Origin of the sequence: Variovorax sp. PCZ-1, assembly GCF_018413605.1 — a bacterium.
Taxonomy (GTDB): Bacteria; Pseudomonadota; Gammaproteobacteria; order Burkholderiales; family Burkholderiaceae_C; genus JANMDU01.
The window spans coordinates 425,491-439,076 of sequence record NZ_JAHCDN010000001.1 but is presented as its reverse complement, the minus strand read 5'-3'; the positions used below and the strand labels follow the sequence as shown (position 1 = coordinate 439,076).

Genomic DNA, 13,586 nt, shown 5'->3' with positions numbered 1-13,586 from the left:
GCGTTTTAAACTTGAATTCTCTGGAGACAAAACATGACCAAAGCCATCATCATCGAACAAACCGGCGGCCCTGAGCAAATGAAGCTCGTTGACGTGAATGTGGGCGAACCAGGCGCGGGCGAGATTCGGATTCGCCACCACGCCATTGGCCTCAACTTCATCGACGTGTATCAGCGCAGCGGCGTGTATGCCCTGCCTTTGCCATTACAGCTCGGTATGGAAGCAGCTGGTGTGGTGGAAGCTGTGGGTGCGGGCGTGACGCATCTGAAGGTCGGTGACCGCGCAGCGTATGCCAGCCAGCCCCCAGGCGCGTATTGCGAAGTGCGTGTGATGCCTGCGAAGTGTGTGTGCAAACTGCCTGATGCGATTTCGTTTGAAACAGGTGCGGCCATGATGCTCAAAGGGCTCACGGCGCAATACCTGTTGCGCAAAACCTTGCCTGTGGAAGGCTTGAAAGCTGGCGATTTTGTGCTCTTTCACGCAGCCGCTGGCGGCGTAGGCTTGATTGCTTGCCAATGGGCAAAGGCTTTGGGCTATCAGCTGATTGGCACAGCTGGGTCTGACGAAAAATGTGCCTTAGCCAAAGCCCATGGCGCCGCACATGTGATTAATTACTCCAATGAAGATTTCGCGGCACGCGTGAAAGAGATCACGAGCGGCAAAGGCGTGAAGGTGGTGTACGACTCCGTGGGTAAAGATACGTGGGATAAATCGCTCGATTGCCTCTCCCCCTTTGGTCTGATGGCCAGCTTCGGCAATGCCTCAGGCGTGGTGCCTCCGTTTGCGCCCGGCATGCTCGGCGCGAAAGGCTCAATCTACGTGACGCGCCAAACCCTCTTCACCCACATCGCCACCCGCGAGAGCACACAGGCAATGGCCGATGATTTGTTTGCCGTGGTGCAAAGCGGCGCAGTGAAAATCAAAATTGATCAGCGCTATAAGCTCGAAGATGTGCAGCAAGCGCATCGTGATTTGGAAGCCCGCAAAACGACAGGTTGCACCATCCTCACACTTTAATGCGTGAAATTAGCCCAGCGCCAGCTGCGGCTTCAATGCAGGCGAAGCGATGGGCGCTAGCATTTGCAAGAATTCTTGCGTCACCGTCGTATTATCAAAATGCGCAGCACGTTGTGGCGGATAGAAGCGATCAATGCGCAGCGCCGCTTGCACCGCTTGCGCCAGATCGTCATGCATCACGCCTGCTGGCGAATCTGAGATCACATCGATCGGCCCCTCTACCGGGTAGGCCGCCACAGGTGTGCCGCAGGCCATGGCCTCCAGCATCGTGAGTCCAAAGGTGTCTGATTTGCTGGGGAAGACAAACACATCTGCAGCGCGATAAACACCTGCCAACTCTTTACGCGGCAAGATACCCAGCCAAGTCACATCTGGAAATTGCGTTTTCAGTCTCGTCGCCAGCGGCCCCACACCACACACCACCTTGCTACCGGGTAAATCCAGATTCAAAAACGCTTCAATATTTTTCTCGTAAGAGACACGCCCAACAAACAAATGGATCGGCTTGGGCAAATTCAAATGATCGAGCGCATTGCGTGCGCCGGGAGCAAACACTTGCCCGTCCACGCCATGCGTCCATTGCACCACATTCTCAAAGCCACGCGCTTGCAGCATGCGCAATGTCGCAGGTGCGGGCACCATCACGCGCTGTGCACGGGCATGAAAGCGGCGAAACCACCAGTAGCCCCAGGCCAGGGGCACTCTCAAAGCGGCATGCAAAATTTCAGGAAAGCGTGTGTGAAATGCTGTGGTGAAAGGCAGTTTGCGTTTGATGCAAAATTTGCGCGCTTTGCTGCCCAACGGGCCTTCGGTGGCTACATGGATGGCTTGTGGCGCAAAGGCTTGCAGCTGGCGTGAGAGGCGCGGTTCGATGCCACGCGCCAATGCTATCTCCGGGTAGCCCGGACAGGGCCGTGTGTCAAACAGATCAGGCTGAATCACCAGCACCTCGTGCCCCAATGCTTTGAGCTGATCGACCAGCTCCACCAAAATGGTCACCACGCCATTGACCTGAGGTTTCCAAGCATCGGTAATGATCGCAATACGCATGGTTTAAATCCCCACAGTGACTGTCGTCGTTGGTTGTTCTGAAACCTGTTTCGCTTTTAAGCGTTTCGTCATGGCATACGCATCACCCGATTTTGTTGACCAATCAATCAACTCAAGAGTGCCATCAGCATGCTCCACCAATGCTGTCAGGCTTTCCACCCAATCGCCATCGTTGCAATACAGCACGCCTTCGATCTCACGCATCTCAGCACGATGGATATGCCCGCAGACCACGCCATCGAGCCCGCGTCGCTTGGCCTCATGCGCCACCGCCGTCTCAAAATCCGACACATAGCTCACCGCGCGCTTGACTTTGTGTTTGAGATATTGCGAGAGCGACCAATAAGGCAAGCCCAGCCGTGCCCGCAAAATATTGAAGCTGCGATTCAGGCGCAGCGTGAATTCATAGGCTTGATCGCCCAAATAAGCCAGCCATTTCGCACACTGAATGACGCCATCAAACAAGTCGCCATGCGTGACCCAGAGCTTTCGGCCATCCGCCGTGATGTGAATGCATTCGTTCATCACGATCATGCCGCCAAACTCATGGCCTTCGTAGCGCCGCGCAAACTCATCATGATTGCCTGGAACAAAAATCACCTTTGTGCCCTTACGCGCAGCGCGAAGCACTTTTTGCACCACATCGTTGTGCGCCTGTGGCCAAAACCAACGCCTGCGAAGCTGCCAGCCATCCACAATGTCGCCCACCAAGTACAAATAATCACAGCGCGTCACGCGCAGAAAATCAAGCAGCGCATGCGCTTGGCAACCTGCCGTGCCCAAATGAATATCTGAGATGAAGACGGTGCGGTAATGCGTCTTGCCGCCCTCTCCCTCCTCTTCATCCACTGGGCTTGGGGGCACGGCTCTGACCCAATTTGCCACCTCTGGAGTGGGCAATGAAGCAGCATCCGCCAAGCTTTGGCGGCTGATGATGGGCGCTCTCCACACATTAGTATTCATGCATAAGAAGTTAGCGCTTATTTATGACAGCGCCATCTCAACTCTATGACATTTCAGTGTCAACGCTATATAAATTAGAGCGCTGAACCTATACGGCGAAAGCGCTAAAACGCATCAATTTCATTTGTGACAAGAGCCATGCAGCTTGCGAAACTGACGCGGCTCCTGTGCGCCTGCTTGCGCCCACAAGCCCAGTCGCGCCTTCCTAGCGGCAGCTTCTTCGTTGGCATACGGCCGCAGATGACGCCGATGGTGATCGCTCCAAGCATGACCGTTTTTGACAAGCCACGCCCCCACATCCTCAGCTTTGAATTGCACTCGGCCCAGTACGCGCTTGTAATCGTCTTTCGCGCGAGTGCTGAGACTCACGCTTTGTTTCAAAATCTTCGCTCTGAGTGCATCGCGCGCTTGCGTGCCCCAAGCTTGGCAAATCTCGGGCGCATCCATGCCTTGCAAACGCACTTTGATAGGCTTGGCTGCAGGATCGACTTTGATCCACAGCGTATCGCCATCGCTCACATGTGTCACGACACCTTGCAGCGTTTTGGATATTGCAGCCGTATGCGTGAAGCACAGTAATAAACTGATCAAGACAATTTTCATTGCTTATATTTTCTCAGCATCGCGCAAGATTCTGTCGAGGCGGTCTGCCAATTTTTCTGTACTGAGCTTCTCGCGCAGCCGCTCCACCATCAGCGGCAGGCTCAAAGGGCTGGGGTGTGAAAGCTGCACCCAATCCAAGCGGTTTTTTTGCATGGCTTGCAAGGTGCTTTGCAGTTGTTCGATATTGAGCTCTTGCGAAAGCACTTCTTGCTGGGCTTGCACAAGCAACATATTTCTCTCATCGTATTTTTTGAACACTTCAAAAAACAAACCGCTCGATGCTTGAAGTTGCTTGTTGCTTTTAGCTGCACCAGGATAGCCTGTGAAGATCAGGCCAGCAATGCGCGCGATTTCTCGAAATCTTCTTTGTGCGAGCTCGGAGCTGTTGAGCGAGGCGAGCACGTCTTGCAAGAGATCTTTGCTGGCAAACAGGCTTTGGTCTTGCAACTTACTCATATCGCAGGCCGTGGCGCTGAGCAATTCAAAGCCGTAGTCGTTCACCGATAGGCTAAAAGTAGCCGGCTCATCGAGCGCAAGGCGGTAGGCCAAGAGAGATGCCAGCCCCAGATGCACATTGCGGCCTGCAAAGGGATAGATGTAGAGATGATGGCCTTCTTTGCTGGTGTAGCTTTCAATCAGCAAGCTCCCCGGCCTAGGCATGCGGGAAAGGCGCATTTGTGTGGCGAGCATGGGCTCTGCGGCTTGCATTTCTGGCTCATGAAAATAGCCATCTGAAGCCTCGGCCAGTAGTGACACCACGTTATCTGCCAACTCGCTAGAGAGCGGCATTTTCCCGCCTTGCCAGCTGGGCACGCTGGCTTTGTTTTTCTCGGCGCGCTTGACATAAGCCGTCATATCGTTCACGCGGATCAGTTCAAGAATGCGGCCTGCGAAGGTGAAGCAATCGCCTTTCTTCAGGCGGGCGATGAAGCTCTCTTCTATCGTGCCAATGCGCTGGCCTGTTTGGTATTTCACCTGCATAGCGGCATCGCTCACAATCGTGCCGATGTTCAGACGGTGGCGGCGCGCTACGGCGCGGTCTGGGACGCGATAAATACCATTCTCGTCTGGCTTGATGCGGTGATAGTCTGGATACGCGGCGAGTGAATCACCACCACGCTCGCAGAAGGCGAGCGCCCAATTAAATTCTTCTCGGCTCAAGTCTTGGTAGGCGAAAGCGGATCGCACTTCTTCATACAAAGCATCCGCTGTAAAGCCCCCACCGAGCGCGACGGTGACGATATGCTGCACCAAGACATCCAGCGGTTTGTAGGGGGAAGCGCGGCTTTCAATCTGCCCCGCCTGTGCTGCGCGTCGCGCTGCAGCCGCCTCGATCAACTCCAACGTATTGGTCGGCACTAGAGTGATGCGGCTCGTGCGCCCCGGCGCATGGCCGCTGCGACCTGCACGCTGAATGAGCCGCGCCACGCCTTTGGCTGAGCCGATTTGCAGAACGCGCTCAACTGGCAGAAAATCCACGCCGAGATCAAGCGAAGATGTAGCCACCACCGCTAAAAGCCGCCCCGCCTTCAAGCCCTGCTCCACCCAATCGCGCACTTCCTTGTCTAAGCTGCCATGGTGAAGCGCGATCAGCCCTGCCCATTCAGGCTTGGCCTCCAAGATCAGTTGATACCAAATCTCCGCCTGCGAGCGTGTGTTGGTAAACACCAGCGTCGTGCCCGAGCTTTCGATTTCTTTGACCACGGGCTCTAGCATGCGCGCACCCAGATGCCCTGCCCAAGAGTAGTTGCCTGGCTTATCAGGAATCAGCGTATCGATGCGCAGATCCTTCACCTGCTTGCCTTGCACGATCACCGTTTGATTCACAGATTTTTCTGTGAATTTTGAAGCCTTTTTGGCACTTTGCCGGCATAGAACCTGCGCGGAGTGCTCTTTATTTGATAGCGTAGCACTTAAACCCCAAGTCACGAGCTTGGGGTTGAACGCGCACAGCCTTGCCAATGCGAGCTGCGTTTGTACACCGCGCTTGTTACCTAGCAACTCATGCCATTCATCAGCAATCACATATCGTACGCTGCTCAATTCTTCTGCACACTTTTCTCGCGATATCAAAAGCGTGAGCGATTCAGGTGTTGTGATCAGCACCGTGGGCATGCGGCGATCTTGCTTTGCGCGCTCACCCGAAGGCGTGTCGCCTGTGCGCAGCCCAAGCGTCCACGCGGGAGCAAGCTCTTGCAGCGGCGTTTGCAAAGCGCGCGCTGTATCGGCGGCCAATGCACGCATCGGCGTGAGCCAAATCACCGAAAGCGGTGCAGATTTACTTCTTGGCAGCGAATCAAGCAGTGCTTGCAGCACGCCAAGCCACACAGCATAGGTCTTACCCGATCCTGTGCTCGCATGCAGCAAGCCACTGCGCCCGGCGGCGATATGCGCCCATGCCTCGCGCTGAAAGTCAAACGGATGCCATTCTCGCTGCGCCAGCCATGCCTCGACAGTCAATTCAGTTGTATCTTTTGCAGCATGCATGTTTTGATCTTACGAGACATAATGGATGGTTTACTTCACTTCAATAAGAGACCCCATGAGCTACCAAGACACCCAACTCCTGATCAACAACGAATGGCGCGAAGCCTCATCGAAGAAAAGCCTGCCCGTGGTCAACCCCGCCACTGGCGCGGAAATTGGCCGCGTGGCGCATGCTGGCCAAGCCGAGATGGATGCAGCGCTGGAGTCTGCATCACGAGGCTTTGAAGTCTGGCGCAACACGCCCGTGGCCGAGCGCCAGCGCGTGATGCGCAAAGCAGCTTCGCTTCTGAGTGAACGCATCGACACCATTGCCCTGCTCATGACGCTTGAGCAAGGCAAACCCTTGGCCGAATCCAAAGCCGAGCTCATGGGCTCTGTGGATACTTTGAACTGGCTGGCCGACGAAGGCCGCCGCGTATATGGCCGCATCGTGCCGCCGCGCTCGATGAACACGCAAATGCAGGTCTTGAAGCAACCGCTCGGCGTGGTGGCAGCGTTCACGCCTTGGAATTTCCCTGTCAACCAAATCGTGCGCAAAGTAGGCGCTGCGTTGGCTACTGGCTGCGCCATCATCGTGAAAGCACCGGAAGAGACGCCCGCCTCTCCCGCCATGTTTCTCAAATGCTTCATTGATGCCGGCCTGCCTGCTGGCGTGATCAATTTGCTCTATGGCGTGCCCGCTGAAATCTCTTCGTATTTGATCGCACACCCAACAGTTCGAAAGATCAGCTTCACAGGCTCCACCCCCGTGGGCAAGATGCTCGCCGGCATGGCTGGCCAACACATGAAGCGCATCACCATGGAACTCGGTGGCCACGCACCTGTGATCATTTGCGATGATGCCGATGTGGCGCTCGCCGTGAAATCCGCAGGCGCTGCGAAATTCCGCAATGCCGGCCAAGTGTGTATTTCGCCCACGCGCTTCTTGGTGCACAACAGCATCAAGGCAGATTTCATTGAAAAGTTTGCCGCCTTCACCACCAAAATCAAAGTGGGCGACGGCACCGCCGAAGGCACGACCATGGGGCCCCTGGCCAACGCACGCCGCTTGGATGCGATGGCCAAAGTGGTGGCGGATGCTCGCAGCAACGGCGCAAACATCGTCACCGGCGGCGAGCGCATTGGATCCAGTGGTAATTTCTTCGCCCCCACCATCATTGCCGACGCACCGCTGAACTCCAGCGTGTTCAACGACGAGCCCTTCGGCCCGATCGCAGGCATTCGCGGCTTTGACACGATGGATGAAGCCATCGGCGAAGCCAACCGCCTGAGCTTCGGCCTCGCAAGCTATGCCTTCACCTCATCGCTCAAGCATCAACACAACCTCGCGCAAAACATCCAAGCCGGCATGCTCTGGATCAACCAGCCCGCGCTCGCCGTAGCAGAGATGCCTTTCGGCGGCGTGAAAGATTCCGGCTACGGCTCAGAAGGCGGCCCAGAGGCGCTGGAGGCTTATATCAACACGAAGTCGGTATCGACAGTGATGGTTTAATCTCGCCCATGTAAAAAAGCCCGCAGACTTCGCAGTCTGCGGGCTTTGTTTTTGTCGAGAGCAATAACGCTAATCGACGCAGCATAAGGGCTTAGCGCTAGGCGCATCGGCTTTTGAGCAGTAGCAGCGCTACGGCATGCCGATGCAACGACGCGATCAGCCCTTAGGCAAGGAGTTACAGGCTTACATGCCCATACCGCCCATGCCACCCATGCCGCCCATATCGCCACCACCCATTGGCATTGGTGCATCAGCCTTTGGGGCTTCTGCGACCATGCACTCGGTGGTGAGCATGAGGGATGCGACGGATGCTGCGTTTTGCAATGCAGTGCGGGTCACTTTGGTGGGGTCCAAGATACCCATTTCGATCATGTCGCCGTAGGTTTCATTAGCTGCGTTGAAGCCGTGGTTGCCTTTGCCTGCCAACACTGCGTTCACGACAACGCTGGCTTCGCCGCCGGCGTTGAACACGATTTCGCGCAATGGGCTCTCGATGGCGCGCATGACGAGGGCGATGCCTGCGTCTTGGTCAGCGTTGTCGCCTTTGATGGTGCCAGCAGCTTGCTTGGCGCGCAGCAGAGCGACGCCGCCGCCAGCCACGATGCCTTCTTCCACAGCAGCGCGGGTCGCGTGCAGTGCGTCTTCAACGCGGGCTTTCTTCTCTTTCATCTCGACTTCGGTGGCAGCGCCAACCTTGATCACAGCAACACCGCCAGCCAACTTGGCCACGCGCTCTTGCAGCTTCTCGCGGTCGTAGTCGGAAGTCGCTTCTTCGATTTGCACGCGCACTTGTTTGACGCGGGCTTCGATGTCAGCGGCAGCGCCTGCGCCGTCGATGATGATGGTGTTTTCTTTGCCCACTTCGATGCGCTTGGCTTGGCCGAGATCAGCGAGGGTGACTTTCTCAAGCGTCATGCCGATTTCTTCAGCAACGACTTTGCCGCCGGTGAGGATGGCGATGTCTTCGAGCATAGCTTTGCGGCGATCGCCGAAGCCTGGAGCCTTGACAGCCACAACCTTCAAGATGCCACGGATCGTGTTGACCACCAAAGTAGCGAGGGCTTCGCCTTCGACTTCTTCAGCAATGATCAGCAAGGGGCGGCCAGCTTTTGCCACGGCTTCGAGCGTGGGCAGCAGGTCACGGATGTTGCTGATTTTCTTGTCGTACAAGAGCACGAAAGGGTTGTCGAGCAAAGCGGCTTGCTTTTCTGGGTTGTTGATGAAGTAAGGGCTGAGGTAGCCGCGGTCAAACTGCATGCCTTCAACGATGTCGAGCTCGTTGTCCAGGCTCTTACCGTCTTCCACGGTGATCACGCCTTCTTTGCCCACTTTGTCCATAGCCTTGGCGATGATTTCGCCGATGCTGGTGTCAGAGTTAGCAGAGATAGAACCGACTTGGGCGATTTCTTTGCTGGTGGTCGTTGGCTTGGAGGCTTTCTTCAGCTCGGCCACCAAAGCTGTGACAGCTTTGTCGATACCGCGCTTCAGATCCATCGGATTCATGCCGGCGGCCACGTATTTCATGCCTTCGCGAACGATGGCTTGAGCGAGCACGGTAGCGGTCGTTGTGCCGTCGCCAGCGTTGTCAGACGTCTTGGAAGCAACTTCCTTGACCATCTGCGCGCCCATGTTCTGGAGCTTGTCTTTGAGCTCGATTTCTTTAGCGACGGACACGCCGTCTTTGGTCACGGTAGGCGCGCCGAAGCTGCGCTCGAGAACCACGTTACGACCCTTGGGGCCCAAGGTGACTTTCACTGCGTTGGCGAGGATGTTCACGCCTTCGACCATGCGTGCGCGGGCTTCACCGCCGAAAATTACGTCTTTTGCTGCCATGTTAGGCTCCTAAAAACTCTTAAATATTGAATGAAATTGGCATATCGCCGGTATAGAACCTGCGCGTAGTGCTATTAATTTAGTAGTAAGTAGATTACTTCTCTACGACCGCAAACAGGTCATCTTCTTTCATGACCAAGAGCTCATCGCCACCAACTTTGACGGTCTGGCCGCTGTATTTGCCGAACAAAACCTTGTCGCCCACTTTGACGGACAGGGCTTTGACTTCGCCTTTGTCATTGGTGCGGCCAGGGCCCACAGCCAAGACTTCGCCTTGATCAGGCTTCTCAGCGGCTGCATCGGGAATCACGATGCCAGAGGCTGTTTTGGTTTCACTGTCAACACGCTTGACGATCACGCGATCGGCCAGAGGACGTAGTTTCATTGCATCTCCTAAAGAATTAAGCAACAGGGGTTACGGAAAACTTGTAATGCCAACGCGAAGTTGGCATTAGCTAACTTTTCCGGGTTTGCAACAAAATATTGTTAGCACTCACCCGGATAGAGTGCTAATGATAGCGGCTTTTTGTGAAATTTCAATGACCACTGGGCTTTTGCGGAAACTAAATGTGCCTTGCATCCCGCTCGCCCGGAGCAGGCATCATGCATAAAAGCATTTCTAACAGTCACCTCTTCATTTCACCTTTAGGAACCTGACCATGAAATGCCCTGTTTGCGTTGATACCGATCTTGCGATGATGGATCGCCAAGGCGTAGAAATTGACTATTGCCCGAAATGCCGAGGCGTGTGGCTTGATCGCGGCGAGCTCGATAAGCTGATGGATCGGGCGGCAGCCAGCATGCCACAAGCTGCTGCTCCCCAGCGGCCAGGCCCCACAGCGCCTGCGCCCTATCCACAGCAGCCAGCCTCTCCTTATGGCCACCGCGATTTCCAGGATTCGGATGCGCACAAATACGGCGGCTACCCAAAACGTAAGAAATCGTGGCTGAATGAAATCTTCGATTGAAATCGTAGAGATACACAGATACGCTGTAAACCCTAAGCATTCTCGGGCATGCTTTATGCAACCATTGTGCTTTCTAGTATTGACCTGTCATATCCATCGGAGAAACCTATGACCTTGCAATCTGCTCTTAAATCTATAGCTGTTAGCGCAGTATTCTTGCCGGCAATCACTGCTTTTGCCCAAGAAAAAGTGACCTTTGGTACGAATTGGTTTGCCCAGCCCGGCCATGGCGGTTTCTATCAAGCAGTGGTGGATGGCACGTATAAGCGCTATGGTCTCGATGTAGAAATCGTGCAAGGCGGCCCGCAGGTGAACAACCGCCCGCTGCTGCCCACTGGCAAGCTGGACTTTTTGATGACTGGCAATTTGCTGCTCACGTTTGACAACGTGAAAAACAAAGTGCCCACCACCGTGGTGGCTGCGATCTTCCAGAAAGACCCACAAGCCATCTTTGCGCACCCCGATCAGGGCTACAAAACTTTTGCAGACCTCACCAAAGCGCCCACCGCTTTCATTAGTAAAGACGGTCAGTTTTCTTTCTGGCAATGGATGAAGGCCGAGCACGGCTTCAAAGATGAAAACTTGAAGCCTTATGTATTCAACGTCGGCCCCTTCCTCGCCGATAAAAAATCCGTGCAGCAGGGCTACTCCATCAGCGAGCCCATCAGCATCAAGGCGCAAGCGGGCTTTGATCCGATGGTCTTCTTGCTCGCTGATAACGGTTTCTCCACTTACAGCACCACGATTGAAACTCGCACCGAGTTGGTACGCACCAAGCCTGAGTTGGTGCAAAAGTTTGTCGATGCCTCATTGATCGGCTGGAACAACTACCTGTATGGCGACAACAAAGCCACCAATGAATTACTGAAGAAGACCAACCCCAATCTGACCGATGCGAGTATTGCTGGCAGTATCGATTTGATGAAAAAGCTCGGCATTGTGGACAGCGGCGAAGCCCTGCAAAACGGCATTGGCGCGATGAGCCAAGCTCGCATTAAAGACTTTCACGACAAGATGGTGAAGGCTGGCCTCTACAAAGCTGGAGAAGTTGATCTGAGCCAAGTGGCCACCACTCAGTTCGTGAACAAAAAGGTTGGCATGGATGTGAAGCAGCGCTTGGGTGGCAAGTAAGCTTATGGGTGAGAAGTTACGCACCCTCATTGTTTATTGCCATCCCAATCCGCAAAGCTTCAGCGCCGCGCTGTATCAAACCACGCAAGAAGCTTTGCGCGCGCGCGGCCATGAGCTGCGCTGCATTGATCTTTATTCAGAAGGCTTTGAACCGGTGCTCTCGCTGCAAGAGCGGCTGGATTATTTGCCGAATCCGAACGCCATAGAAACCAAAGTGCAAGCGCATGTGGACGCGCTGCGCTGGTGTGAGCACATCGTCTTCGTTTTCCCCGTCTGGTTTTACGGGCCGCCAGCCATGCTCAAAGGCTGGTTAGAGCGTGTGTGGCTGCCTGGCGTGGCCTTCTTACCGCCGCCACAAAAAGGCAAGACAGCCGTACCCGGCCTGCGTCATATCACCCGCCTCACCGTCATCACGCATGGTGGCGCGCCTTGGTGGTGGCTCAAGGGCATGGGCGACCCCTGCAAAAAACTCTTCACCCGCGGCCTGCGCGCCATCATGGCCAAGAGCTGCAAAACGACTTATCTTCAGCTGCACAATATGAACAATGTGAGCCGCGAAGATTGCGAAGAATTCATCGCAAAAGTGCGGGGCGAGTTGGGGCGTGTTTAACACCATTTCTGCAGGCGCGAATGAGTGACAAAAGCTGCCAATCTAGGCGCACGGCGACGACACGGCTCGCGCCTTGTCTAGACGAGCAACGACGAGTGGCGGCTTTTGCCGCTCATTACCGAAGGGTTGTGGCCAAAAAAGCCTCAGGCGGCGTTACGATGCCTTGCCGGGAGGCGACCCCGGCTGCCAACGTGACGCGATAATTAAGCGCGCCTTGCCTGAGACTTTTTTGACTCGCAACGCGCTCTCCATAAATGGTATTAAACACGCCCTAAGGATGTGAGATGAAAAGTGTGATCAATGCGGCAGCGCGCCGCAATATGGATGCTGTGAAAGAGAAGATGGGGCAAGAGGCTCTAGATAAAGCTGCTCAAGCCATCCGACTTCGCTCGGAAGACATGCCAACGCCGCCTGGCTTGAAAGCGGCTACAGCAATGCCAAAAGCCTTGCCGTCACTCGGCGATGCGCCTGATGTAACGAGCCCTACAGGTCAACCGCTGGCGAACTATCTGGCAGCCAAGCGCGTAGGCAATCTGCTTTACATGAGCGGTGTGATCGCCGTTGATCCTGCAGCGAAAAAAGTTATCACCTCTTACGACGACCTCCCTGCGCACGCGAGACAAGAACTGCGCTCTTTAGGCTACGACACCGGTCAGCTCAGTGTCGATGTCTTCGAAGCACCCATCGTCGCGCAAAGCTGGTTCGTGCTCTCCCGCATCCGCGAGATCGCGCAGCAACATGGCGCACAGATGAGCGATGTCTTCAAGCTCGTGCAATATTTTCGTGATCTGCGGCATTACCCGGCTTACAACCGCGTGCGGCAAATCTTTTGCCCAGCGGGTGTGGTGAGCACGGTGGTGGAAGTGTCAGGAATGCTGCCCTCCTCTGAAGTGCTTATTGAGGTTGAGGCAACGGCTGTTTTAGTCTGACGAAAATCCCCATAAAAAAACCCGCCATTCGCATGGCGGGTTTTTATTTGCTCAAACCCTATTAGGGCTTGCTGGCTGTTGGAAACGGCCAAGCAGCCTGCGGGTTCAGAGTCGTCTGAGCCGCAGGGGCAGCGGGTGCTTTCGCAGCTTTCTTCGCAGCGGGCTTTTTCGCAGCTTTCTTGGCAGCAGGTTTTTTGGCAGCAGGCTTTTTAGCAGCTTTTTTGGCTACTTTTTTAGCTGCAGCTTTCTTAGCTGGCGCCTTTTTAGCGACTTTTTTCGCTACTTTTTTAGCAGCAGGCTTCTTCGCTGCAACCTTTTTGGCTGCTGGCTTTTTAGCAGCAGCTTTCTTGGCTGGAGCTTTTTTCGCTACTTTTTTAGCAGCGGGCTTCTTTGCTGCAGCTTTTTTTGCAGCGGGTTTTTTTGCAGCGGCTTTCTTTGCCGGAGCTTTTTTTGCAGTTGCCATGATTGTTTCTCCTAGATCTAGTTTACGGATCAACAGATAA

At 54.9% G+C, this 13,586-nt stretch carries 13 protein-coding genes; 6 read left to right on the top strand and 7 right to left on the bottom strand.

The features are described 5' to 3' along the window. The first annotated feature begins 33 nt into the window (after window positions 1-33). Window positions 34-1,017: a quinone oxidoreductase family protein gene (locus tag KIH26_RS02195; RefSeq protein WP_213441991.1), complete on the top strand. Its 984-nt coding sequence runs from the start codon at window positions 34-36 to the stop codon at window positions 1,015-1,017. Between the two features lie 9 nt (window positions 1,018-1,026). On the opposite strand, the gene KIH26_RS02190 is transcribed toward KIH26_RS02195, so the two are convergent. The 4 genes from KIH26_RS02190 to KIH26_RS02175 all read right to left on the bottom strand — a co-directional run bounded on the left by KIH26_RS02190 (window position 1,027) and on the right by KIH26_RS02175 (window position 6,120). Then, window positions 1,027-2,067, bottom strand: coding sequence for a glycosyltransferase family 4 protein (locus tag KIH26_RS02190; protein ID WP_213441989.1), 1,041 nt, complete (start codon window positions 2,065-2,067; stop codon window positions 1,027-1,029). A 3-nt stretch (window positions 2,068-2,070) separates the two neighbouring features. Further along, window positions 2,071-3,030: a UDP-2,3-diacylglucosamine diphosphatase gene (locus tag KIH26_RS02185; RefSeq protein ID WP_213441987.1), complete on the bottom strand. Its 960-nt coding sequence runs from the start codon at window positions 3,028-3,030 to the stop codon at window positions 2,071-2,073. A gap of 120 nt (window positions 3,031-3,150) precedes the next feature. Then, the gene (locus KIH26_RS02180) at window positions 3,151-3,633 is read right to left on the bottom strand and encodes a thermonuclease family protein (protein WP_213441985.1); all 483 of its coding nucleotides are present in this window, start codon (window positions 3,631-3,633) and stop codon (window positions 3,151-3,153) included. A gap of 3 nt (window positions 3,634-3,636) precedes the next feature. Further along, entirely contained in the window at window positions 3,637-6,120 is a 2,484-nt protein-coding gene (locus KIH26_RS02175; protein WP_213441983.1) for a ligase-associated DNA damage response DEXH box helicase, read from the bottom strand. Window positions 6,121-6,175: 55 nt separating this feature from the next. On the opposite strand from KIH26_RS02175, the gene KIH26_RS02170 reads away from it, so the two are divergent. Next, window positions 6,176-7,612, top strand: a complete 1,437-nt coding sequence (locus tag KIH26_RS02170; protein WP_213441981.1) for an NAD-dependent succinate-semialdehyde dehydrogenase — start codon at window positions 6,176-6,178, stop codon at window positions 7,610-7,612. Window positions 7,613-7,795: 183 nt separating this feature from the next. Here the strand turns inward: KIH26_RS02170 and groL are convergent, their stop codons facing one another. Both groL and KIH26_RS02160 read right to left on the bottom strand, forming a co-directional pair. Then, complete coding sequence (groL, locus tag KIH26_RS02165; protein ID WP_213441979.1) at window positions 7,796-9,445, bottom strand: chaperonin GroEL; 1,650 nt, start codon at window positions 9,443-9,445, stop codon at window positions 7,796-7,798. 94 nt (window positions 9,446-9,539) lie between these two features. Continuing rightward, the gene (locus tag KIH26_RS02160; protein ID WP_213441977.1) at window positions 9,540-9,830 is read right to left on the bottom strand and encodes a co-chaperone GroES; all 291 of its coding nucleotides are present in this window, start codon (window positions 9,828-9,830) and stop codon (window positions 9,540-9,542) included. 274 nt (window positions 9,831-10,104) lie between these two features. On the opposite strand from KIH26_RS02160, the gene KIH26_RS02155 reads away from it, so the two are divergent. From KIH26_RS02155 to KIH26_RS02140, 4 genes are all read left to right on the top strand, one after another. After that, window positions 10,105-10,413: a TFIIB-type zinc ribbon-containing protein gene (locus tag KIH26_RS02155; protein WP_213441975.1), complete on the top strand. Its 309-nt coding sequence runs from the start codon at window positions 10,105-10,107 to the stop codon at window positions 10,411-10,413. A gap of 108 nt (window positions 10,414-10,521) precedes the next feature. Further along, window positions 10,522-11,544, top strand: coding sequence for an ABC transporter substrate-binding protein (locus KIH26_RS02150; protein ID WP_213441974.1), 1,023 nt, complete (start codon window positions 10,522-10,524; stop codon window positions 11,542-11,544). After that, on the top strand, window positions 11,534-12,154 hold the full coding sequence (locus KIH26_RS02145; protein ID WP_349627834.1) for an NAD(P)H-dependent oxidoreductase: 621 nt from the start codon (window positions 11,534-11,536) through the stop codon (window positions 12,152-12,154). Before KIH26_RS02150 ends, KIH26_RS02145 begins: the two co-directional genes overlap by 11 nt. Before the next feature lie 284 nt (window positions 12,155-12,438). After that, window positions 12,439-13,083 (top strand): RidA family protein, encoded by a 645-nt coding sequence (locus tag KIH26_RS02140; protein WP_349627833.1) that lies wholly within the window; start codon window positions 12,439-12,441, stop codon window positions 13,081-13,083. Between the two features lie 61 nt (window positions 13,084-13,144). Here KIH26_RS02140 and KIH26_RS02135 read toward each other — a convergent pair whose 3' ends face one another. Continuing rightward, a complete protein-coding gene (locus tag KIH26_RS02135; protein WP_213441972.1) occupies window positions 13,145-13,546 on the bottom strand; it encodes a histone in 402 nt (133 codons plus the stop codon). Window positions 13,547-13,586 lie beyond the last annotated feature (40 nt).